At 69.6% G+C, this 20,109-nt stretch carries 19 protein-coding genes and 1 pseudogene; 14 read left to right on the forward strand and 6 right to left on the reverse strand.

Annotated elements, in window-relative coordinates:
* Window positions 1-9 precede the first annotated feature (9 nt).
* Window positions 10-1,506, forward strand: a complete 1,497-nt coding sequence (locus LZ017_RS07015) for an L-serine ammonia-lyase (protein WP_241395891.1) — start codon at window positions 10-12, stop codon at window positions 1,504-1,506.
* 27 nt (window positions 1,507-1,533) lie between these two features.
* On the opposite strand, the gene dkgB is transcribed toward LZ017_RS07015, so the two are convergent.
* Both dkgB and LZ017_RS07025 read right to left on the reverse strand, forming a co-directional pair.
* Window positions 1,534-2,337 (reverse strand): 2,5-didehydrogluconate reductase DkgB, encoded by an 804-nt coding sequence (dkgB, locus tag LZ017_RS07020; protein ID WP_241395892.1) that lies wholly within the window; start codon window positions 2,335-2,337, stop codon window positions 1,534-1,536.
* A 52-nt stretch (window positions 2,338-2,389) separates the two neighbouring features.
* Window positions 2,390-3,577 carry an MFS transporter gene (locus LZ017_RS07025; RefSeq protein ID WP_241395893.1) on the reverse strand — a complete coding sequence of 396 codons (1,188 nt, stop codon included), beginning with the start codon at window positions 3,575-3,577 and terminating at the stop codon, window positions 2,390-2,392.
* 103 nt (window positions 3,578-3,680) lie between these two features.
* Between LZ017_RS07025 and LZ017_RS07030 the strand changes: the two genes are divergently transcribed.
* The 3 genes from LZ017_RS07030 to LZ017_RS07040 all read left to right on the forward strand — a co-directional run bounded on the left by LZ017_RS07030 (window position 3,681) and on the right by LZ017_RS07040 (window position 5,844).
* Entirely contained in the window at window positions 3,681-4,595 is a 915-nt protein-coding gene (locus LZ017_RS07030; protein WP_241395894.1) for a LysR family transcriptional regulator, read from the forward strand.
* 174 nt (window positions 4,596-4,769) lie between these two features.
* Complete coding sequence (locus LZ017_RS22245; RefSeq protein WP_374109892.1) at window positions 4,770-5,261, forward strand: H-NS family nucleoid-associated regulatory protein; 492 nt, start codon at window positions 4,770-4,772, stop codon at window positions 5,259-5,261.
* A 13-nt stretch (window positions 5,262-5,274) separates the two neighbouring features.
* A complete protein-coding gene (locus LZ017_RS07040) occupies window positions 5,275-5,844 on the forward strand; it encodes a hypothetical protein (protein WP_241395895.1) in 570 nt (189 codons plus the stop codon).
* 6 nt (window positions 5,845-5,850) lie between these two features.
* On the opposite strand, the gene LZ017_RS07045 is transcribed toward LZ017_RS07040, so the two are convergent.
* On the reverse strand, window positions 5,851-6,753 hold the full coding sequence (locus LZ017_RS07045) for a LysR family transcriptional regulator (protein WP_241395896.1): 903 nt from the start codon (window positions 6,751-6,753) through the stop codon (window positions 5,851-5,853).
* A gap of 122 nt (window positions 6,754-6,875) precedes the next feature.
* On the opposite strand from LZ017_RS07045, the gene LZ017_RS07050 reads away from it, so the two are divergent.
* Window positions 6,876-7,892: an NAD-dependent epimerase/dehydratase family protein gene (locus LZ017_RS07050; protein ID WP_241395897.1), complete on the forward strand. Its 1,017-nt coding sequence runs from the start codon at window positions 6,876-6,878 to the stop codon at window positions 7,890-7,892.
* On the opposite strand, the gene sugE is transcribed toward LZ017_RS07050, so the two are convergent.
* Entirely contained in the window at window positions 7,889-8,209 is a 321-nt protein-coding gene (sugE, locus tag LZ017_RS07055; RefSeq protein WP_241395898.1) for a quaternary ammonium compound efflux SMR transporter SugE, read from the reverse strand. The two genes, LZ017_RS07050 and sugE, sit on opposite strands and share 4 nt — an antisense overlap.
* A 133-nt stretch (window positions 8,210-8,342) precedes the next feature.
* Window positions 8,343-8,999 carry a LysE/ArgO family amino acid transporter gene (locus LZ017_RS07060; RefSeq protein ID WP_241395899.1) on the reverse strand — a complete coding sequence of 219 codons (657 nt, stop codon included), beginning with the start codon at window positions 8,997-8,999 and terminating at the stop codon, window positions 8,343-8,345.
* Window positions 9,000-9,068: 69 nt separating this feature from the next.
* Here LZ017_RS07060 and LZ017_RS07065 point away from each other — a divergent pair, with 69 nt between their 5' ends.
* Window positions 9,069-9,965 carry a LysR family transcriptional regulator ArgP gene (locus LZ017_RS07065; protein WP_241395900.1) on the forward strand — a complete coding sequence of 299 codons (897 nt, stop codon included), beginning with the start codon at window positions 9,069-9,071 and terminating at the stop codon, window positions 9,963-9,965.
* A gap of 297 nt (window positions 9,966-10,262) precedes the next feature.
* Here the strand turns inward: LZ017_RS07065 and LZ017_RS07070 are convergent, their stop codons facing one another.
* On the reverse strand, window positions 10,263-11,279 hold the full coding sequence (locus LZ017_RS07070) for a hypothetical protein (protein ID WP_241395901.1): 1,017 nt from the start codon (window positions 11,277-11,279) through the stop codon (window positions 10,263-10,265).
* Between the two features lie 378 nt (window positions 11,280-11,657).
* On the opposite strand from LZ017_RS07070, the gene LZ017_RS07075 reads away from it, so the two are divergent.
* The 8 genes and pseudogenes from LZ017_RS07075 to LZ017_RS07110 all read left to right on the forward strand — a co-directional run bounded on the left by LZ017_RS07075 (window position 11,658) and on the right by LZ017_RS07110 (window position 20,099).
* Window positions 11,658-12,170, forward strand: coding sequence for a cupin domain-containing protein (locus tag LZ017_RS07075; RefSeq protein WP_241395902.1), 513 nt, complete (start codon window positions 11,658-11,660; stop codon window positions 12,168-12,170).
* Window positions 12,171-12,507: 337 nt separating this feature from the next.
* On the forward strand, window positions 12,508-13,755 hold the full coding sequence (locus tag LZ017_RS07080) for a hypothetical protein (RefSeq protein WP_241395903.1): 1,248 nt from the start codon (window positions 12,508-12,510) through the stop codon (window positions 13,753-13,755).
* Window positions 13,756-13,773: 18 nt separating this feature from the next.
* Window positions 13,774-15,387, forward strand: a pseudogene (locus tag LZ017_RS07085) (FAD-dependent monooxygenase); the annotation flags it as partial.
* A 20-nt stretch (window positions 15,388-15,407) separates the two neighbouring features.
* The gene (locus tag LZ017_RS07090; protein ID WP_241395905.1) at window positions 15,408-16,310 is read left to right on the forward strand and encodes an aminotransferase class IV; all 903 of its coding nucleotides are present in this window, start codon (window positions 15,408-15,410) and stop codon (window positions 16,308-16,310) included.
* A complete protein-coding gene (locus tag LZ017_RS07095; protein WP_241395906.1) occupies window positions 16,303-17,115 on the forward strand; it encodes a cyclase family protein in 813 nt (270 codons plus the stop codon). Before LZ017_RS07090 ends, LZ017_RS07095 begins: the two co-directional genes overlap by 8 nt.
* Window positions 17,112-17,816 carry a tryptophan 2,3-dioxygenase family protein gene (locus LZ017_RS07100; protein ID WP_241395907.1) on the forward strand — a complete coding sequence of 235 codons (705 nt, stop codon included), beginning with the start codon at window positions 17,112-17,114 and terminating at the stop codon, window positions 17,814-17,816. The genes LZ017_RS07095 and LZ017_RS07100 overlap by 4 nt, the downstream gene beginning before the upstream one ends.
* A complete protein-coding gene (locus tag LZ017_RS07105; RefSeq protein WP_241395908.1) occupies window positions 17,809-18,996 on the forward strand; it encodes an aminotransferase class V-fold PLP-dependent enzyme in 1,188 nt (395 codons plus the stop codon). Before LZ017_RS07100 ends, LZ017_RS07105 begins: the two co-directional genes overlap by 8 nt.
* Window positions 18,993-20,099 (forward strand): histidinol-phosphate transaminase, encoded by a 1,107-nt coding sequence (locus LZ017_RS07110; RefSeq protein ID WP_241395909.1) that lies wholly within the window; start codon window positions 18,993-18,995, stop codon window positions 20,097-20,099. Before LZ017_RS07105 ends, LZ017_RS07110 begins: the two co-directional genes overlap by 4 nt.
* Window positions 20,100-20,109: the final 10 nt, after the last annotated feature.

Below are 20,109 nucleotides of genomic sequence, written 5' to 3' on the forward strand. Positions count from 1 at the left end.
GTCAGCACCATGGCGGTTTCCGTCTTCGACCTGTTCAAGATCGGCATCGGGCCGTCCAGCTCGCACACCGTGGGCCCGATGCGCGCGGCGCGCCTGTTCGGGCTGCGCCTGCGCCACGAGGAGCTGCTGGAGCGCACGGTGCGTGTGGTCTGCCAGCTCTACGGTTCGCTGGGCGCCACCGGCAAGGGCCACGGCAGCGACAAGGCGGTGCTGCTGGGCCTGGCCGGGCATGAGCCGGATCTGGTCGACGTCGAACAGATCCCGGCCATCCTGGACGGCATCCGCGTGGGCAAGCGCATGCCGCTGCTGGGCGAGCGCGAGATCGCGTTCGACGAATCGCGTGACCTGGTCTTCTACCGCCGCCAGAGCCTGCCGCTGCATGCCAACGGCATGCGGCTGATCGCCTACGACGCCGACGGCAACGAGCTGCAGAACCGGGTGTACTACTCGGTCGGCGGCGGCTTCGTCGTCAGCGAGGAGGTGCTGGCCGATGGCAGCAAGCAAAAGCAGATCGCGCCGGACACCACGGTGCTGCCCTACCCCTTCAAGACCGGCGCCGAGCTGCTGGCGCTGACCGAGCAGGAGGGCTGCTCCATCGCCGAGATCATGCGCCGCAACGAGCGCCACTGGCGCAGCGACGAAGAGACGCGCGCCGGGCTGCTGAAGATCTGGCGCGTGATGCAGGACTGCGTGACGCGCGGCTGCCGCACCGAAGGCATCCTGCCCGGCGGGTTCAAGGTCAAGCGCCGCGCGCCCGAGCTCTACCGCGGGCTGACCCGCCACCCCGAGGCGGCCGGCCGCGCTTGGAGCGGCCCCGTGCTGGGGCCGCGCGACCCGCTGCAGGTGATGGACTGGGTCAACCTCTACGCGCTGGCGGTCAACGAGGAGAACGCGGCCGGCGGTCGTGTCGTCACCGCACCGACCAATGGCGCGGCCGGCATCGTGCCCGCGGTGCTGCACTACTACAGCCGCTTCGTGAATCCGCCCCCCACCTTGCCGTGCGGCGGCCCCCCCGAGGGGGGCACGGCGGGCTTGGGGCGGCCCGGCGCCCCCCACGGCGCCACCGAGGACGGCGTGGTCGACTTCCTGCTCACCGCCGCCGCGATCGGCATCCTGTACAAGGAGAACGCCTCCATCTCCGGCGCCGAGGTGGGCTGCCAGGGCGAGGTGGGCGTGGCCTGCTCGATGGCCGCCGGTGCGCTGTGCGCCGTGATGGGCGGCACCCCGGCGCAGGCCGAGAACGCGGCCGAGATCGGCATGGAACACCACCTGGGCCTGACCTGCGACCCGGTCGGCGGCCTGGTGCAGATCCCGTGCATCGAACGCAACGCGATCGCATCGGTGAAGGCGATCAACGCGGCGCGCATGGCGCTGCGCGGCGATGGCACGCACTTCGTCAGCCTGGACCAGGTGATCAAGACCATGCGCGAGACCGGCGCGGACATGATGACCAAATACAAGGAGACCGCGCGCGGCGGTCTGGCCGTCCACATCGTCGAGTGCTGAGGCCGCGTCTTTCCGCGGCCCCGTGCCTCAGTCCCAGGCAGGCGCAAGCCCTTCGGGATTGACTTCTCGTCCGTTGCGCTCCAGCGCGGCGATCGCCGCCATGTCGTCCTCGTCCAGCCGCAGGTCGCGCGCGCGCAGATTGCTCGCCAGGTGCTCGCGCCGGGTGGACGAGGGGATGACCGCATAGCCCAGTTGCAGCGCCCAGGCCAGCGCCACCTGCGCCACGGTGGCCCCGTGCTTGTCCGCGATCCGCGCCAGCACCGGATCCCGCAGCACCTTTCCGTAGGCCAGCGTCATGTACGAGGTCACGGCGATGCCCTGCTGCCGCAGGAAGGCCACCAGCCGGCGGTTCTGCAGATAGGGGCTCAGTTCGATCTGGTTGGTGGCGAGCTGGTCGCGGCCGACGGCGGCGATGGCCTGACGGGTCAGCTCGATGTTGAAGTTGGAGACGCCGATCCGCCGCGTCAGCCCCTGAGCCTGCGCCTCGGCCAGCGCCGCCATGTACTCGGTCAGCGGCACCGCATGGCCCGGCGCGGGCCAGTGGATCAGGGTCAGGTCGACATGGTCGGTCCCGAGCTTGTCCAGGCTTTCGCGCAGGCTTTGCAGCAGCCGGTCCCGGCCGAAGTTCTCGGTCCAGATCTTGGTGGTGATGAACAGTTCGGACCGCGCCACGCCGCTGGCCGCGATGGCCCGGCCGACATCGGCCTCGTTGGCGTAGATCTGCGCGGTATCGATGGCGCGATAGCCCAGTTCCAGCGCCATGCGCACCGAGTCGGTCGCGGCCTGGCCGCTCAGCCGGAAGGTGCCCACGCCGAAGTTGGGAAGAGTCATGGAGGTCTCCTGAAATGACTAAGGGGAAGGAAAGGGAAGGTCGGCGGCGGGCTCAGCAGGCCCGTGCCAGGCGGGGCTGGCTTGCGCGCCGGTCCAGATGGCCGGACCAGGCGGTCAGCCCCAGCGCGCCCAGCGTCACCAGCGCGGCCACCCAGGGCGTGTGCGCCAGACCCAGGTGCTGCACCACCTGTCCGCCGGCCCAGGCGCCGCCGGCCACGCCCACATTGAAGGCCGAGATGTTGAGGCCCGCGGCCACCTCGGTCGCGTCCGGGGCGACCCGCTCGGCCTGGCGCACCACGTAGACCTGCAGACCCGGCACGTTGCCGAAGGCGACCGCGCCCCAGGCCAGCACGGTCAGCGCGACCAGCGGCCTGCTTGCGGTGCTGAAATTCAGCGCCAGCAGCACGGCGGCGAGCAGCGCGAAGATGAGCAGCAGCGCGGGGATGGGGCCCCGGCGATCGGCCAGGCGGCCGCCCCAGACATTGCCCACCGCCACCGAGGCGCCGTAGGCCAGCAGGACCACGCCCACCAGCGCGGGCTCGAACCCGGCGACGTTCTCCAGGATGGGCGCGAGAAAGGTGAACGCGATCAGCGAGCCGCCATAGCCCACGGCGGTCATCGCGTAGACCAGCAGCAGGCGCGGCTGCAGCAACACGCGCAGCTGGCGGCGCAGCGGCGCCGGCGCGGCGTGCGCGATGCCGCGCGGCACCAGGATCTGCGCGCCGACCAGCGCCACCAGGCCGAACATGGCGACGACGAGAAAGGTGGCGCGCCAGCCGAAATGCTGGCCGATGAAGGTGCCCAGCGGGACGCCGCTGACGAAGGCCACGGTGAGGCCGCTGAACAGGGTCGCGATCGCGCGGGCGCCCTGGTCGCGCGGCACCAGGCCGGTGGCGACGACGGAACCCACGGAGAAGAACACCCCATGCGCCATGCCGGTGAGCAGGCGTGCGACGACCAGGGTGGCATAGCCGGGTGCCAGCCAGGCGACGAGGTTGCCGACCGTGAACAGCGCCATCAGCCCGACCAGCAGCGGCTTGCGCGCCACGCGGCCGGTCAGCGCGCTGAGGATGGGCGCGCCGACCGCCACGCCCAACGCATAGAGGCTGACCAGCAGGCCCGCCGAGGGCAGGGAGACCGCGAGGTCCGCGGCGATGGTCGGGATCAAGCCGACGATGACGAATTCGGTGGTGCCGATGGCAAAGGCGGCCAGGGTGAGGGCAAGCAAGGCGGGAGGCATGGCTGCAATCCGGTGGGGGTTGATCGACGGGCTGCAGTGTGCGGTTTGGATATTTGCCAATAAAGTCCTGCTGAGTCCAAAGACTTTTGAACAAATTTCAAAGATGAAAACAACCCTGGACGAGCTGCAGGCCTTTGTCGCGGTGGTGGAGGCCGGCTCCATCACGGCGGCCTCGGAGTCGCTGCGGCTGACCATCTCCGCCACCAGCCGCACGCTGGGCCGCCTGGAGGAGAAGCTGCAGACGACCTTGCTGCGCCGGACCACGCGCCGGCTCGAACTCACGGAAGAGGGCGCGGCCTTTTTGCAGCATGCGCGCGCCATCCTCGCGTCGGTCGACGCGGCCGAGGAGCAGATGGCGGCACGGCGCCAGCGCCCCGCCGGGCGTCTGCGCATCGACGCCGCGACGCCCTTCATGCTGCATGTGCTGGTGCCGCTGCTGGAGGGATTCCGCGCGCGTTATCCGGACGTGACGCTGGAGCTGAATTCAAACGAGGGCATTACCGATCTGATCGAGAAACGGACCGATCTCGCATTTCGCATCGGTATGCTGAAAGATTCCAGCCTACATGCGCGTCCGATAGGCAGCAGCCGAATTCGCGTTCTCGCCAGCCCACAGTACTTGCGCAATTTCGGCACGCCGACGCGGGTCGCGCAATTGATCGGGCCGGCAAACGGGCATGTGCTGCTGGGATTCAACCAGCCCGAGACCTTGAACGATTGGCCCTTGCGCGGCGCGGATGGACAGGTGCTGCGCATCCAGCCTCATATCGCGTCGTCCAGCGGTGAAACCCTCAGGCAGATGGCGCTGGCCGGGCTGGGCATCGTCTGCCTGTCGGACTTCATGACGCGCGAGGACCGCCGGCGCGGCAGCCTGGTGCCGCTGTTGCAGAAACAGACATTGGACGTGCGCCAACCCATCAGTGCCATTTACTATCGCAACACGGCCCTGGCTTCGCGCATTACCTGCTTTCTCGACCATGTGGTGGATGTGTTGGGAAAGAAACCATTTGACGAATGAACCGGGCCTTCCGCGTGGATACACTCGCGGGCGAATGGGGAGCATTGGGAGCATTGCGGGAAACATCGCAAACCAACGTCATCACATGGAGCTGTTTCAATGGCCAAGTCTCTCTCTCGAATCCTGGATCAGATCAACCGTCTTCAAAAGGAAGCGGATTCCATTCAACAAGAGGTGATCGCCCGAGTTCGCAAGGAGATTGCCAAATACGGGCTGACGGCCGAGCAATTGTTCGGGGCGTCGTCGGCGCGCCGTGGCGCGAAGGCCAAGGCCGAGGGCGCCAAGCCCGCGAAGTACGGCGACGGCCAGGGCAACACCTGGGGCGGCATGGGCAAGCGCCCCGATTGGCTGCGTCAGGCGCTGGCGGCCGGCAAGGCGCTGGAAGACTTCCTGCTCGACGCCGTCGGGGCGGCCAAGCCGGCCGCCGCCAAGCGCGGCCGCAAGCCCGCCGCGTCGGCGGCCGCCAAGGCCCCGGCCAAGAAGCGTGCGGCGCGCAAGAGCGTGGCGCCCGCGGCGGACCAGCCGGCCAAGGGAGTGCGCCGTGGGGGTGGCGCGCGGGCGCTGGCGTCCGGCGTCGCGAAGAAGGCCGTCGCGCGCAAGAGTCCCGCCAAGGGCCGGGCCAAGGCGCCCAAGGCCGCCGAAGCGGCAGCCGTGGCTGCGGATTGAGCGCAGGGTTGGCATGAGCCCGGTTCAGGCGCGACGAACACTGGTCCTTGGCGTTTCGCTGTCGCTGCTGCTGGGCTGCGCGCAGCCGCCCCGGGCTCCTGTCACCGCGCCGCCTTCCGCGCCGGCTGAGGCGCCGCTCGCCACCGTGTCGCTGTACCGTGGCCTGAAGCTGGACGCGAACGGCCGCATCGATTGGAGCGCCGCGAGCTTCGGCGTTTCGGGCTTTCCGGCGACGCTGTCGCTTTTCGATTCCCCGGCACGCTTTCCCAACCCGGCGCGCATCGACTGCTGGCTGAAGTTCGAGGTCGTGCTGCCGGGGCCGCTCCCGCCCCGGCCCCAGTCCACCGCGGTGCTGCGCATTCCGGCGCTGGCCGATGCGCCCGCGGGGGCCCAGCCCGGTCCCTGGACGGTGGTCTTCGACGGCGACCCGCCGGGCCATTGGTCGATTGCAGCCGCGCAGATCGGCAGCGGCATGAAGAATGCCGCGGCCAGCCGCTGGTCGGCCCAGGTCTTTGCCGCGATGCGTGAGAGCCGCAGCGCCGAACTCGTCGACGGCGCCGCCGCGGACTGCGCCGCGCGTTAGCGCCGGCTAGCCGCGGCCGCTGGCGTGGCGCGCCAGCCCGCTGACCAGCGCATCGAACACCACCTTGCAGCGCGGGCTGTGCCGCAGGTCCTCGTGCATCGCGACCCAGGTTTCCAGGGGAAGGCTCAGGGCCTTGGCCAGCACGCGGCGCAGCGCCGGGTCGCGCTTGGCGACCGGCACCTGGCACAACCCCAGCCCGGCGCCGGCGCGGATCAGCGCCAGTTGCGCAAGGTCACTGTCGGCGCGTAGTGCGAAGCGCTCGCGCGCCAGCTGGGGATGGCGGCGCAGCAGCTCGCGCACGAAGGGGCCGGGCTGGTCGAAGCCGATCAGCGCATGGCCGTCTGTTGCCAGCGCCTCGAGCGTGCGCGGCGTGCCGTGGGCGGCCAGGTAGCGCTCATGCGCATGCAGCCCCAGTTCGATGCTGCCCACGCGGCGCGCGATCAGCTGCGCCTGGCGCGGTGGCGTCATGCGGATCGCGATGTCGGCCTCGCGTCGCAGCAGGTCCTGCAGCCTGTTGCTCAGCACCAGCTCGAACTCCAGGTCCGGATGCTGCGCGCGCAGCGCCGTCAGCAGCGGCGGCAGCACCTCCACGCCCACCACCTCGCTGGCGGTGATGCGCACGATGCCGCGCACGCCATCGCCCTGGCTGCGCGCGGTGCGCTCCAGTGCCGCCGCGGTGCTGTCCATCGCCTCGGCATAGGGGCGCAGCGCCAGCGCCGCTTCGGTGGGCAGCAGCCCTGCCGGCGTGCGCAGGAACAGCGGCTGGCCCAGCTGTGCCTCCAGCGCAGACACATGCCGGCCCACCGTGGGCTGTGTCAGCCCCAGCGTCCGTGCCGCGCCCGACAGCGAGCCTTCGCGCAGCACCCCCAGGAAGGAGCGGTACCACTCCCATGCAATCGTCGAAGCCATGCATCAATGTATAGCGGCTGGTCGTTGTTCGGCAATTCCAAACAGGCCCTGTCTTGCCAAGAATCGCGCCAGTTCTTTCTTACGCAGCACAGGAGCAAGGCATGGACACGGGGACACAAGGGATGGCTGCCAGCGCGGCCGGGGCGGCGCGGGCGCCAGCGGACGGGCGCTGCGCGCTGGTCCTGGGCGCCAGCGGGGGCATCGGGGGCGCGGTGGCGCGGGCGCTGCGCGACGCGGGCTGGACGGTGCGGGCGCTCAAGCGCGGGCTGGCGGCCGAGTCCGAGCACCGCGACGGCCTGCACTGGCTGCGCGGCGACGCGCTGGATCGCGACGACGTGCGTCGCGCCGCGCAAGGGTGCGCCGTGATCGTGCATGCGGTGAATCCGCCCGGCTATCAGCGCTGGCAGGAGCTGGTGCTGCCCATGCTGGACAACACCTTGGCGGCCGCGGCGGACGTCGGCGCCACCCTCGTGCTGCCGGGCACGGTCTACAACTACGGCCCCGATGCGTGGCCGCATCCCGCGGAGGACGCGCCCCAGCGCCCGACCACCCGCAAGGGCGCGATCCGCGTCGAGATGGAGCGCCGCCTGCGCGAGGGCGCCGAGCGCGGCGCCTTCCGCGCGATCGTGCTGCGCGCGGGGGACTTCTTCGGGCCTGGCGCGGCGAACAGCTGGTTCTCGCAGGGCCTGGTGCGGCCGGGGCGGCCGGTGGCGAGCGTGCAGCAGCCGGGCCGCGACGGCGTGGGACACCAATGGGCTTATCTGCCCGATGTCGCGGCGACGATGGTGGCGCTGATCGAACGCCGCGCGCGCCTGCCGGCCTTTGCCCGCTTCCACTTCGGCGGGCATTGGGACGCGGACGGCCGCCAGATGGTCGACGCGATCCGGCGCGTCGTCCTGCAGCGTGGCGGCGCGCTGCCGCGGGTGCGGCGCTTCCCCTGGTGGGCGGTGGTGCTGGGGCAGCCCGTGCTGCGCTTCTTCCGCGAGCTCGCCGAGATGCGCTATCTGTGGCGTGAGCCGCTGCGCATGGACGACGCGCGCCTGCGCGCCGAACTGACCCACGACGGCGGCGTGCCCCACACCCCGCTGGACCTGGCGGTGGAGCGCACGCTGGAGGCGCTGGGCTGCCTGCCGGCCTAAGCGGTCGACGAGAGCTTCAGCCCGGCGATGCCCAGCACGATCAGCGCCAGGCTGGCGATGCGGACCAGGGAGGGCGCCTCGCCCAGCAGCGTCATGCCGACGATGGCGGTGCCCACCGCGCCTATGCCGACCCAGACGGCATAGGCCGTGCCCACGGGCAACTCGCGCATCGCCCAGCTCAGCAGGCCCAGGCTCAGCACAAAGGCCAGCGCGGTGCCCACGGAGGGCCACAGCCGCGTGAAGCCCTCGGTGTATTTCAGGCCCACGGCCCAGACGATCTCGAACAGTCCGGCCACGACAAGAATCAGCCAATTCATCAGGAACTCCACGGTCATGTGGGGCCGTCCCCGATGAAACCCGCGCGGCAAAGTCGTCCCTGCCCGCGCCCACGCGCGTCATGGCGTGAGGCCCGCAGTCTAGCAACGGCCGGGGCTGGCCGGTGCCGTGGGCTCAGATCCCGGCCCAGGCATGGCGCAGGAGCAGGGCGGACAGCAACAGCATGGTCAGGCCGATCAGCGTGTCCAGCCACTGCCAGGCGCGCGGGCGGGCGAACCAGGGCGCCAGCCCGCGTGCGCCGAAGCCCAGCAGCCCGAACCACAGTGCGCTGGCGCTGCTGGCCCCGGCCACGAACCAGCCGCGCAGCGCCGCGGGCTGCTGCGCGCCGATGCTGCCCATCAGCAGCACCGTGTCCAGGTAGACATGCGGATTGAGCAGCGTGAAGGCCGCGGCCTGGGTCAGGGCCGCCGCGCGGCCCAGCCCGGCGTCCGCGCCGCTGGCCTGCAGCTGGCCGGGGCGGCGTGCGCGCCGCAATGCCCGCGCGCCGTAGACGGCCAGGAACAGCGCGCCCGCCAACGCCATCGCGCGCGCCAGCGCGGGGCGTTCTCCCAGCGCGCTGGCCATGCCCATGACGCCCGCCGCGATCAGCAGCGCATCGGCGACGGCGCAGAAGAGCACGATGCTGCCCACATGCTCGCGACGCAGGCCCTGACGCAGCACGAAGGCGTTCTGTGCGCCGATCGCGACGATCAGGCCCAGGCTCAGGAGCAGGCCCTGCACGAAAGCGGCGGAGGGCGCTGCGGCGGCTGCGGTGGCGGTCGAGGTCATCATCGGGCGCAGCTTGCCAGCCGCAGCGTGTGAAGACAAACTAACTCTCCTAATCATCATTTAGAAAAACTAATGCTCGACTACGCCGCGCTGTCCGCTCTTGCCGCCGTGGTCCGGGAGGGCAGCTTTGAGCGCGCGGCCCGTGCCCTGCATGTCACGCCTTCGGCTGTTTCGCAACGCATCCGCCTGTTGGAAGAGCGCGTCGGCTGCGCCCTGGTGGTGCGCGGCCAGCCTTGCGCGGCGACCGAAGCGGGACGCCGGCTGTGCCGGCACGTGGACCAGGTGCGGCTGCTCGAACAAGACCTGCAGGTGGCGCTGCCCGCGCTCGCGCCGCAAGACCCGGCGCGCGTGCGGCTGCCCATCGCCGTCAATGCCGACAGTCTGGCGACCTGGGCGGCGCCGGTGTTGGCCGCCTTCGCCGCCGAGCATCCGGTGCTGCTGGAGGTGGTGGTCGACGACCAGGACCACACCAACGAGTGGCTGCGCAGTGGCGCGGTGATGGCCGCCGTGACCGGGACGGCCCGGCCTGCGGCCGGCAGCAACAGCCAGCCGCTGGGGGCGATGCGTTACCGGGCCGCGGCCAGCCCGGCCTTCCTGGCCCGCCACTTTCCACAGGGCGTGGGCGCGGGCACCCTGGCCCGGGCACCCAGCCTGGTCTTCAGCACCAAGGACGATTTGCAGTCGCGCTGGGCGCGCCGCCTGTGCCATCGCCATGTCGAGCTGCCGCGCCATGTGCTGCCCTCGTCCCAGGCCTTCGTCACCGCGGCGGAGGCCGGCATGGGCTGGGGCATGTGCCCGGAGGCGGACATCGCCGCGCAGCTGCGCGATGGCCGGCTGGTGGAACTGGTGCCCGACACCCCGCTGGATGTCGCGCTGCATTGGCAGCACGCCAGGGCGGCCTCCACGCTGCTGGAGCGACTGACGGCCGCCATGCTGGCGGCCGCGCGCCGGGCGCTGCGGCAGGGCTGAGCACAGGCCGGGCGGGGTAGTGGCCTGGTCCTGGTCGTGGTGCTGCTCCTGCTGGAACGCGTCTGGGGGCATCGTGGCCCCGCCGTCCATGGGCGCCCGCGCCATCTGCCACGTCAGGAAGCCGGTGAAGTCCAGCACCAGAGCTGTGGCTAGCAGGCCATGGTTGGAATTGGCGAGGTCTGAGCCCGGCCCCGCGACGCGGCCGGTCAGTATGGGGCGGGCCAAGTTCCTGCATCGCTGCAAACGCAGGGATCAGCGCTAGGTGGGCGAAGACCAAGGGTAAGGTGTGCCAATAGCTCAAGGTTCTGCACACGCTTCGCTTGGACGAGTGACGTTACAAACCCATTGCCATTCGACCCATGCTGTTTCTTTTAGCTCCACTGAGAACGTCAACATCCCGGGAACATTGACGTCTATCTTCAAGGGTGTGCCTGTCACGACGGAATCGTATGGGTTTTGCATGCCGCGAACGACATCTACAGGAGCCCCTTTGCTTAGCTTTATGGTCATCTGACTATTTCGTGTGATGTAGTCAAAATTGTTCCAGATGAAGTCCCCGATTCTGAATTCCTGACCATTGGGAAGGCGCACTACAGAAGATTGAGGGACGAGCTGCTGAAGCCCTGAGCGAAAGTTGTTCCCTTCTGCCACGACAAATAGCGATGAACGAATATTCTTGGAGAAGTTGACTACTGCTTCTTCAAGCTGCGTGTCGAGCTTGCCTGAGATTTTGTCGACGAGTAGTTCTCCGACTATGGGGAGAAGCCAAGAGAGATTGCTGTCGCACGCCGTAGAAGATGTTGGGTTTAACTCCAGTGCGACTGTGCCTGGAAGTATGGGGCCGGCAGTCCCAGCCTGACCAATGACGCGAATATTGTTAAAAGTAAGGACGTTCTGACAGTCGTAGCGAATAATGCCGCCCATTTTCCCTTGGAATGAACTCACCGCGCTGTATGATGGGCCCATCACTTCTATGCGAATTACGCCCGCCGGCGTTGGTGTTAAGGTTATATTCAGATCTCCGCTGATCCTGCTACTCAGGAACTGGGCGCCATTGAGTTCCACTTTGGGACGAAGTGCGCTGTCGATTCCGTTCTTAATAAGCAGAGGTGCCCCGATGGCCTCTCCAGCGAGCGTGTGCAACGGTCCATAGATTGAACGAGGCTCAGTGATGGCAGATGAGCCGCCGTTGACTGTGACTGTCGCGGTGTAGAAGCGGTTTTGAACCTGTGGTACCCAATCAGCTCGCGCTGAGCCCATCGTGACCATCGGAACTAGTGCGAGAACGCGAGCTAAGTGCTGTATGGTTTCCAATCGTTTCTCCCAGTGCGCATGCCAATCTGGCACCTAGGGATCCTAGAAGAGGCCGCTTCAGTTCGGCTCTGTAAGAGTTGACAGGATCAGAAATTGGTTTCAAAGAAAGATTGGACGCAGGAAGCGCAATCAGTCTCCTATGGCAACGACGGGGCGGTATCTCTGTCGCTCACGACACTGAGGGTTTGGGAGCTGTAAGTTGGTTGGCCAAACGGCCTTTGCTGGTCACTTTGAGAATCTGTCGGTGGACCTTCGGTCTGTCCAGGGAGGGCGACTGCTCGGACGCGAAGGCCGAATACTTCGGCGAAGGCTTGGCCGCCGCGCTGCCATTGCGCAGAATGGCAGCGGGTGTTTTCCCATGTCCGACCTGGAGCCGCGATGACGAGCAGCAAGCCCTTGGTGAACCTCGACGAGGTTGAGTTCACCGACATCGAGGAGAACGGCTACTACAGCTCCCGGCGCGCGCAGTTCAGCGCGTCGATCGGGGCGCGCAAGCTGGGCTACAACCTGACCGAGCTGCCGCCGGGCAAGGCGCAATGCCCCTTCCATGCCCATCGCGCCGAGGAGGAGATGTTCCTGATCCTGGACGGCGAGGGCGAGCTGCGCTTCGGCGACCGGCGCTACCCGCTGCGCCGCCACGATGTGGTCGCCTGCCCCACCGGCGGCGCCGAGGTGGCGCATCAGATCATCAACACCGGACGCACGACCCTGCGTTATCTGGCACTGTCCAACCTGGCGCCGGTGGAGGTCTGCGAATACCCCGATTCCGGCAAGCTCGGCGCCTTTGCCGACGAGCCCGGCACGCCGGCGCTGCGCGGCATGTACCGGGCCGAGACCACGGTCGACTACTACGACCGCGAGTCGACCGACGCGCCCCCGCGCGAAGCCTGACACCGCGCGGCCGCGCCGCCGCATCCCCGCCGTCACCGTCGTTCTGCTGACCCGTTCCGCCCGTTGTGCCGGGCGGAACGATCACCCCTGCGCGCCGCCGCGGTGCCCGTTTCCGCGCGGGCCGCCCCCGTCCAAGCGGCCTAACAAAGCCCCTGGGGCGTCACAACCTATGCAATCAGGTAGCTACCAGCGCGGGTTTGGAACGCCCAAAGTCGCATCGTTTCTTGCCTGAATCAATGCGCCGAAATCGAGTTGGGAACGCCGGGTCCCGGCCTGCATCGGGCCACCGGATGGGCTCTCTTCCGGGTGTTTCGAATGGAAGGAAGGGGGTGGCGGGATGCTGATTTCTGAAACGACCCAGGCCCTGCAGGAATGGGCCGAACGGCCTGTTGCGCAGCGGTTCCCCTACGCGCCGACGCTGAACGCGCTGCGCCGTCGTGGCAAGCACTTCATGGCCGCCGAGCTGCTGGCGGCACTGGCCCAGGCGCGCCGCCAGTGGCTGGCCAGCCACGAGGCCTCGCCGGAACTCTTCCTGGGCAAATTCCTCGACGTCGTGCTCGACAAGTACGACGGCCGCTACGACTACCTCAGCTACACGGCGCTGCCGCTGCTGGAGCATGGGCGCACGCAGGCCGGCGACGAGGCGGACCCCGCGCTGATCCTGCAGGTGCACGACAGCGCGCTGTGTTCGCTGATCGGCGACGCGATCCGCTTCGAGCTGCGGCGCCTGCACGGCGACACCGGCTATCTGCGCGAGATGCCGCCGGATCGCGAGCTGCTGGAGCGCCGCATCGGCTTCGCGCTGCGCAGCCTGGAGCCAGCGCTGCGGCGCCTGGGCTATCCGGGCGAGCGCGAGCCGGAGGCCCTGCCGCTCACCGCGGCGCGCGTGGTGCGCTTCTGCGCCAACCTGCCGCTGGCGCACAGCCCCTTCGTGCTCGACGTGTCGATGCAGCCGGTCTATGTGGCGCATGACGAGCATCTGTTCCTGCGCATCCTGCAGGCGCTGGACAGCAGCTTCATCAGCGTCTGCGAGCTGCTGACGCAGGCGCTGCGCCTGTTCGACGGCGCGCCGCAGCGCAGCGTGCCCTTCATCCGCGCGGCAGAGACCCTGCTGGACGAGGGGCTGCGCCACTTCCACACGCTGTCGACCATGCAGCGCGAATCCTTCCGCTGCTTCCGCGAGTTCACCTCCGGGGCCAGTGCGATCCAGTCGCTGAACTACAAGCGCATGGAGAGCCTGTGCTCGCGGCCCGCCGACGAGCGGCTGGATTCGCCCGCCTATGACGCGGTGCCGCTGCTGCAGCAGGCGCTGCGCCAGGGCGGCGCATCGCTGGACGACAAGCTCGCCGCACTGCGCCGCCAGCCCGGCGCGCATGCCGCGGCGATTCCCGTGGTGGAGGAGGCGATGCAGCGGCTGGGCGTCACGCTGACGCGCTGGCGCCATTCCCACTACGGCATCGCTAAGAAGTACCTCGGCGACAGCACGGGCACCGGCTACACCGAGGGCACGCCCTATCTGAAGAAGGTCAAGGACCTGCAGGTCTTCCGCTCGCTGCGGGCGGATGCCGGCGCGGTCGGCGAGTAACGAGAGAGCGAGGAGGAGACCACCATGGCAGCGCGCGTCTGCATCGTCGGGGCCGGTCCGGTGGGCCTGAGCCTGGCCCTGCGTCTGGCCGACTTCGGCATCCCGGCGGTGATCTACGACCAGAATCCCGGCCTGAAGCAGGAGGGCTCCAAGGCCTGCCTGATTCAGGGCGACGTCCTGGAGATCCTCGACAAATCGCGCTGCGCGTCGGCCGTGCACGCCGAGGGGGTGCCGTGGGCCTGTTCCAACCTCTACATCGGTGGCGAGCCGATGGAGCGCACCCGGCACCGGCTGGACAACCGCTACGGGCCCTTCGTCAACATTTCGCAGTACCGCATCGAGCAGATCCTGCTGGCCGAGCTGATGCGCCGCCCGCAGCTGAGCGTCGAATGGTCCAGCCGCGTGGTCGCGCTGGAGCAAAAGGAAGGCGGCGTCGCGGTCGAGATCGAGCGCGAGGGGCAGCGCGTGCGCCGCGAGTACGCCTATGTCGTCGCCTGCAACGGCCAGCGCAGCAACCTGCGCGATCTGGTCGGCGCCACCTGGCTGGGCTATCGCCACAGCGCGCAGTTCCTGATCACCGACATCAAGGCGCGGCTGCCCTGGGCCAAGGAACGCCACTTCCATTTCGACCCGCCGTTCAACCGCGGCTACCAGGTCATCATCCATCCGCAGCCGGACGATGTCTGGCGCATCGACTGGCAGCTGCCGCCCGGCGTCGACGTCGAACAGGAGCGCCGCGACGGCGGCCTGGAGCGGCGCATCCGCGCGGTGATCGGCGAGGTGGACTACACGCTGGAATGGCTGAGCGTCTATCGCTTCCAGCAGCGCCGCGTCGAACGCATGCTGCACGGGCGCGTGCTCTTCGCCGGGGATGCCGCGCATGCCCTGCCGCCCTATGGCTCGCGCGGCATGAACAGCGGCATCCAGGACGCGGACAACCTGGCCTGGAAGCTGGCGCTGGTGATGCAGGGAGTGGCCGACCCGCTGCTGCTGGACACCTACCACGTCGAGCGCAGCGCCGCGGCCAAGGAAAACATCGAGGTGACCGAGAAGACCCTGCGCTTCATGGTGCCGTCCGGCCCGGTCGCGCGACTGCGCCGCCGGCTGCTGCTGGCGCTGGCGCGCCGGCACCGCTACTTCCTGCGCCATGTCAACCACGGCACGATGGCGCGGCCGCATCGCTATGTGGAGTCGCCGCTGGTGCAGGCGCCGGTCACCGCGCCGGTCGTGGGCTGCTTCGCGGCCGACGTCGCGCTGCAGATGGAAGGGCGCCGCCTCCAGCTGCGCGAGCTGCTGGGGCGGGGCTTCTGCTTCGTCTACGTCGGGCAGCAGCCGCCGCGCGCGCTGCCGGCGCGGCTGGAGGCCTTCGGCACGCTGGCCACCGCGGCGCTGGTGCTGAGCGTGGATGGCCCCGCGCCCCTGCCGCGCTCCATGCTGCCGGGGCTGCAGTGGGCGCGCGCCGACGCGGCGGCGCTGGCGCATTACCTGCCCGATCACTGGCACCTGGTGCGTCCGGACATGCATGTGGCGGGTGTCTACGACTTCGAGCGCCCCGAGCAGTTCGACGACGCGTTGTGCGACTTCCTCGTCGCCGCCTACCAGACCTCCGAGCCCCTGTGGCTGGCCGCCTGAACATGGAGCCAAGCATTGCCATGAATCAACCCAGCGAGTTCCCGGCCCACGCCTGGATGGACGGCGAGATCCTGCCGTGGAACGACTGCCGGCTGCATGTTCGCAGCCAGGGCGCCTTCTGGGGCGCCAACGTGTTCGAAGGCGTGCGCGGCTACTGGCAGCCGGCGAGCGGCCGCATGCATTTCTTCCGCCTCGACGAGCATCTGCAGCGGCTGCGCGATTCGGCCAAATGCCTGCGCATGGCGGTGCCGTTCAGCGACGAGCAGCTGCGCCGCGGCCTCGGTGCGCTGGCCGAGGCCAATCTGTTCACCACCCATGTGCACGCGGTCATCGGTCTGGCGTATGGCCTGGGGCCGCGCTGCGAATCGCTGGGCCATATCGACGCGGTCCATGCCCACATCACCGCGCTGGAGATGCCGCGCAGCCCGCATGGCCGCAGCGGCATCGCGGCCGGCACCTCGTCGTGGCGGCGCATCGGCGACGACGCGATGCCACCGCGCGTGAAGACCGGGGCCAACTACCACAACAGCCGTCTGGCCCACCAGGAGGCGCTGGCCGCCGGCTACCAGACCGCGCTGATCCTCAACCACCGCGGCACCCTGGCCGAAAGCCCCGGGGCCTGCGTGGCCGCGGTGATCGGCGGCCGGCTGGTCTCGCCGCCGCCCACCTCGGGCGCGCTGCCGGGCATCACGCTGCGCGCGGTCGCGCAGATCGCCGCCGAGCTGGGCGTGGCCTTCGAGCAGCGCGAGATCGACCGCAGCGAGCTCTACCTGGCCAGCGAGGTGATGCTGTGCGGCACGCTGGTGGAGATCCTGCCCATCACGTCGATCGACCGCATCCCCGTCGGCGACGGCGAGCCGGGGCCGGTGGTGCGCCGGCTGCAGCAGCGCTTCGACCAGATGGTGGGCGTGAGCCATGACTGAGGCGGACGCGAGGGCGCCCGGCGGCCCGCCGGCGCCGGGCCTGCCCGATCAACTGCTCCAGGGCCTGGCCTCGGGGCGGCTGCGCATCGTCGACCTGACCGCGCCGCTGCACGAGCAGACGCCGATGATCCGGCTGCCGGCCGAGCGTGGCCAGCCCTGGCCCTTTTCGCGCGAGCCGATCAGCCGCTACGACGCCAAGGGGCCGCAGGTCTACTGGAACAACCTGCGTCTGTGCGAGCACACCGGCACGCACTTCGACGCGCCCATCCACTGGCTCAGCGGCCGCGCGTTCGACGACGTCTCGCAGGTGCCGGTGCGGCGCCTCGTGGCGCCAGCGGTGGTGATCGACCTCGAACGGGAGGCGGGCGAAGACCCGGCCTTCCTGCTCGAGCGCCGCCACGTGGAGGACTGGATCGCGCGCCATGGCGCGCTGCCCGAGGGCGGATGGCTGCTGCTGCGCAGCGGCTGGAGCCGCCATGGACAGGACCCCGAGGCCTTTCTGAACGGGGGCGTCACGCCGGGCGTGCATCCGCTGTGCGCGCAATGGCTGGCCGAGCAGACCGCGATCCAGGGGCTGGGCGTGGAGACGGTGGGCACCGATGCCGGCCAGGCCGGCGGCTTTGAGCCGGCCTATCCCTGCCACTGGTTCTTCCACGGCGCCAACAAATACGGGCTGACCCAGTTGCGCCATCTCGCCGAACTGCCGGCGCGCGGGGCGCTGCTGATCGTCGCGCCGCTGCCCATCGTCGGCGGCTCGGGCAGCCCCTGCCGCGTGATCGCGATCTTCGAGAAGGAGGCGCCATGAGCCCTGACCCACGCCCCGGCGCCGCCGCCGCGCCGGGCTCCGAGTACGCGCGCTACATGCGCACCGACGAGCTGCTGAGTCTGCAGCGCAGCGACGCCCAGCTGCTGCACCGCGACGAACGCCTGTTCCAGTGCGTGCACCAGTCCACCGAGCTGTGGCTGAAGCAGGCCCATTTCGAGATCGACCATGCGCGCGCGCTGATCGAGGACGGCCGCCTGGCCGCGGCGCAGGCGCTGCTGGCGCGCGCGCGCGGCTGCGTCGAGCAGACCACCGGCCAGCTGCGCCTGCTGGAGAGCATGTCCTCGCTGGATTTCGGCCTGCTGCGCCCGGCGCTGGGGCGGGGCTCGGGGCTGGAATCGCCCGGCTGGCGCGCGCTGCGCGAGGCTGCACAGGGGCTGCTGGCGGCCTTCATGGCGCGCTGCGAGGCCCACGGCCTCACCCTGGACGAGCTCTTTCGCCGCGGCGTTGACGCGCCGCTGTACCCGCTCGCCGAGGCTTTGCTGGACCTGGACCAGCAGGTGACGATCTGGCGCGTCAAGCATCTCTTCGTCGCCGTGCGCACGATAGGGACGGGCGGCATCGGCACCCAGGGCATGCCGGTGCAATCGCTGGCCCGGCTGCTGGAGCAGCGGCTGTTCGCGACGCTGTGGGAGGCGCGCGCGGCGCTGGCCGGCGCCTATGGAGGAGCGGCCCATGCCTGAATGGTTCCGTGCCCTGTTCCCGTCGCTGGAAACCCGCGTGCACCTGGCCTGCTGCAGCCATGCACCGCGCAGCGCGCCGATGAAGGCGGCCATGGAGCTGATGCTGGACGACCTGGAGCGCGACCAGCCCTGGCCCCTGTTCGAGACCAAGCTGGTCGAGCTGCGCGGCCTGCTCGCCGAGCTGCTGGGCTGCGTGCCGCGCCAGCTGTCGCTGCAGCCCAATGCCAGCGTCGCCGCCTTCCAGGTCGCCAGCAGCATGGACTGGCGCCAGCGGCCGCGCATCGTCACCTGCCGGGCCGAATTCCCGTCGCTGGCCCAGGTCTGGAAGGCGCAGGAGCAGCGCGGCGCCGAACTGCTCTTGCTGGACGCGCCCGTCGACGCCGACGCGCTGCTGCAGGCCTATGGCCAGGCCATCGACGAGCGCGTGGGCCTGGTCTCGGTGCCGGCGCTGGACTTCGTCGGCGGCACGCGGCTGCCGGTGCGCGAGATCGCCGCGCTGGCGCACCGCCAAGGGGCCCGCGTGTTCTGCGACGCCTACCAGCTGATCGGCACCGAGCCGGTGGATGCGGTGGGCCTGGACCTGGACTACCTGGTCGGCGGCACGATGAAGTACCTGCTGGGCCTGCCCGGCCAGGCCTTCCTCTATGCCCGCCAGCCCGTCGACGTGCAGCGCTGCTCGCTGCTGACCGGCTGGCAGGGGCGCCGCGACCCCTTCGCCTTCGACCCGCTGGCGCTGGACCATCCGACCGACTCCGCGCGCCGCTTCGAGACCGGCACGCCGGCCATCGCGCCGGCCTATGCGGCGGTGGCGGGACTGGGCGTGCTGCTGGACCTGGGCCTGCAACGCATCGCGCTGCGCATCGCCGAACTCAAGACCCTGGCCAGCGTCTGCCTGGCCGCACTGGACATGGAGCGGCTGCTGGTGGCGCCGCCGGCCGCCTGCGGCGCCCACATCGCGCTGCGCCTGGATGACGCGAGCCGAGCGCTCGCGCTGGAGCAGCACCTGCGCGAGCACCACATCCAGGTCAGCCCGCGCCGCGAGGCGCTGCGGCTGGCCTTCCACGCCTACAACGAGGTCGAGGACATCGACCGCCTCTCCGAGGCCCTCTGCGCCGCGCGTGCGCGGGGGCTTGTTCCGCCCTACCGGTCCCGAGCCGCGCAGAAAGCGCACAAAGCATGAGCACCATCGCCAAGTATGTGAAGCCCGCCGTCCTCCAGGTCGAGCGCGAGATCCTGCGCGACGAGCTGGCCGAGCGCCCCGCCTATCTGCGCCTGGACAAGAACGAGAACCTGCACGCCTTCGACGACCCGGCCTTCGAGGCGTTCAAGGCCACCTTCACGCAGGAGATGGTCTGGGGCTATCCCGATCTGCGCGCGCTCTACGAGCGGCTGGCCGCGCACAGCGGCGTTGGTGCCGACCAGCTGCTGCTGGCCAATGGCTCGGACGCTGCGATCAAGGCCTTGTTCGACGCCTGCGTCGCGCCGGGCGACCAGGTGATCCTGCATGCGCCGTCCTATTTCATGTTCGACGTCTACGCCCGCCTGGCCGGCGCGCAGGTGAGCGCGGTGCCGGTGTGCGACTGGCTGCCCAACGTGGAGCAGATGCTGGCCGTGGCCGGTCCGCGCGCCAAGCTGATGGTGATGGAGGACCCCAGTGGCTTCGTCGGCACCGCGATCAGCGTGCACGAGATGCGCGCGCTGGCCCACCACCTGTGCGAGCGCGGCATCCTGCTGCTGATCGACGAGGCCTACCTGTACGTCGGCGCCGACCGCAGCGAGCACCTGGGCCTGCTGCGGGACTATGACAACGTGGTCCTGTCGCGCACCCTGTCCAAGGCGCATGGCCTGGCGGGCGCGCGCGTGGGCTTCCTGATCTCCAACGCGGCGCTGATGGCGCAGATCGCGAAGTGCCGGCCGCTGTACGAGATTTCGGCGCTGTCCGCCCATGTCGCGTGCTGGGTGCTGGAGCATCCGGAGGTGGTCGAGGACTTCCGCCAGACCGTGGCCGAGAGCAAGGCGCGTCTGTTCGAGACGTTCGCGCGCCTGGGCCTGCGCTACCGCGACACGCGCGGCAATTTCGTGCTGGTGCACTGCCAGGGCTTCAGCGCCGACGAGATGGTGGCGCGGCTGGCCGCCGAAGGCATCCTGGTGCGCCGCCCCTTCGCCGACGCGCAGATCACCGACTGGCTGCGCGTCAGCGTCGCCGGCCCCTGGGCGACGCGCAAATTCCTCGAGGCGCTCGAGAAGTCGCTGCCCGCCGCCCTGGCCCCCACCGCCGCCTGAACCCGGGAGA

This window comes from Pelomonas sp. CA6 (genome assembly GCF_022549225.1).
Classification (GTDB): Bacteria; Pseudomonadota; Gammaproteobacteria; order Burkholderiales; family Burkholderiaceae_C; genus Roseateles.

Excerpts from the sequence above, each read along its gene's own strand:
- LZ017_RS07065 (WP_241395900.1), top strand. The coding sequence starts at position 9,069 with ATGCTCGACTACGCCGCGCTGTCCGCTCTTGCCGCCGTGGTCCGGGAG.
- LZ017_RS07105 (WP_241395908.1), top strand. The coding sequence starts at position 17,809 with ATGCCTGAATGGTTCCGTGCCCTGTTCCCGTCGCTGGAAACCCGCGTG.
- LZ017_RS07045 (WP_241395896.1), bottom strand. The coding sequence starts at position 6,753 with ATGGCTTCGACGATTGCATGGGAGTGGTACCGCTCCTTCCTGGGGGTG.
- LZ017_RS07015 (WP_241395891.1), top strand. The coding sequence starts at position 10 with ATGGCGGTTTCCGTCTTCGACCTGTTCAAGATCGGCATCGGGCCGTCC.
- LZ017_RS07095 (WP_241395906.1), top strand. The coding sequence starts at position 16,303 with ATGACTGAGGCGGACGCGAGGGCGCCCGGCGGCCCGCCGGCGCCGGGC.
- LZ017_RS07110 (WP_241395909.1), top strand. The coding sequence starts at position 18,993 with ATGAGCACCATCGCCAAGTATGTGAAGCCCGCCGTCCTCCAGGTCGAG.
- LZ017_RS07080 (WP_241395903.1), top strand. The coding sequence starts at position 12,508 with ATGCTGATTTCTGAAACGACCCAGGCCCTGCAGGAATGGGCCGAACGG.
- LZ017_RS07025 (WP_241395893.1), bottom strand. The coding sequence starts at position 3,577 with ATGCCTCCCGCCTTGCTTGCCCTCACCCTGGCCGCCTTTGCCATCGGC.
- LZ017_RS07040 (WP_241395895.1), top strand. The coding sequence starts at position 5,275 with ATGAGCCCGGTTCAGGCGCGACGAACACTGGTCCTTGGCGTTTCGCTG.
- LZ017_RS07090 (WP_241395905.1), top strand. The coding sequence starts at position 15,408 with ATGAATCAACCCAGCGAGTTCCCGGCCCACGCCTGGATGGACGGCGAG.
- LZ017_RS07060 (WP_241395899.1), bottom strand. The coding sequence starts at position 8,999 with ATGATGACCTCGACCGCCACCGCAGCCGCCGCAGCGCCCTCCGCCGCT.
- dkgB (WP_241395892.1), bottom strand. The coding sequence starts at position 2,337 with ATGACTCTTCCCAACTTCGGCGTGGGCACCTTCCGGCTGAGCGGCCAG.
- LZ017_RS07050 (WP_241395897.1), top strand. The coding sequence starts at position 6,876 with ATGGCTGCCAGCGCGGCCGGGGCGGCGCGGGCGCCAGCGGACGGGCGC.
- LZ017_RS07075 (WP_241395902.1), top strand. The coding sequence starts at position 11,658 with ATGACGAGCAGCAAGCCCTTGGTGAACCTCGACGAGGTTGAGTTCACC.
- LZ017_RS07030 (WP_241395894.1), top strand. The coding sequence starts at position 3,681 with ATGAAAACAACCCTGGACGAGCTGCAGGCCTTTGTCGCGGTGGTGGAG.
- sugE (WP_241395898.1), bottom strand. The coding sequence starts at position 8,209 with ATGAATTGGCTGATTCTTGTCGTGGCCGGACTGTTCGAGATCGTCTGG.
- LZ017_RS07100 (WP_241395907.1), top strand. The coding sequence starts at position 17,112 with ATGAGCCCTGACCCACGCCCCGGCGCCGCCGCCGCGCCGGGCTCCGAG.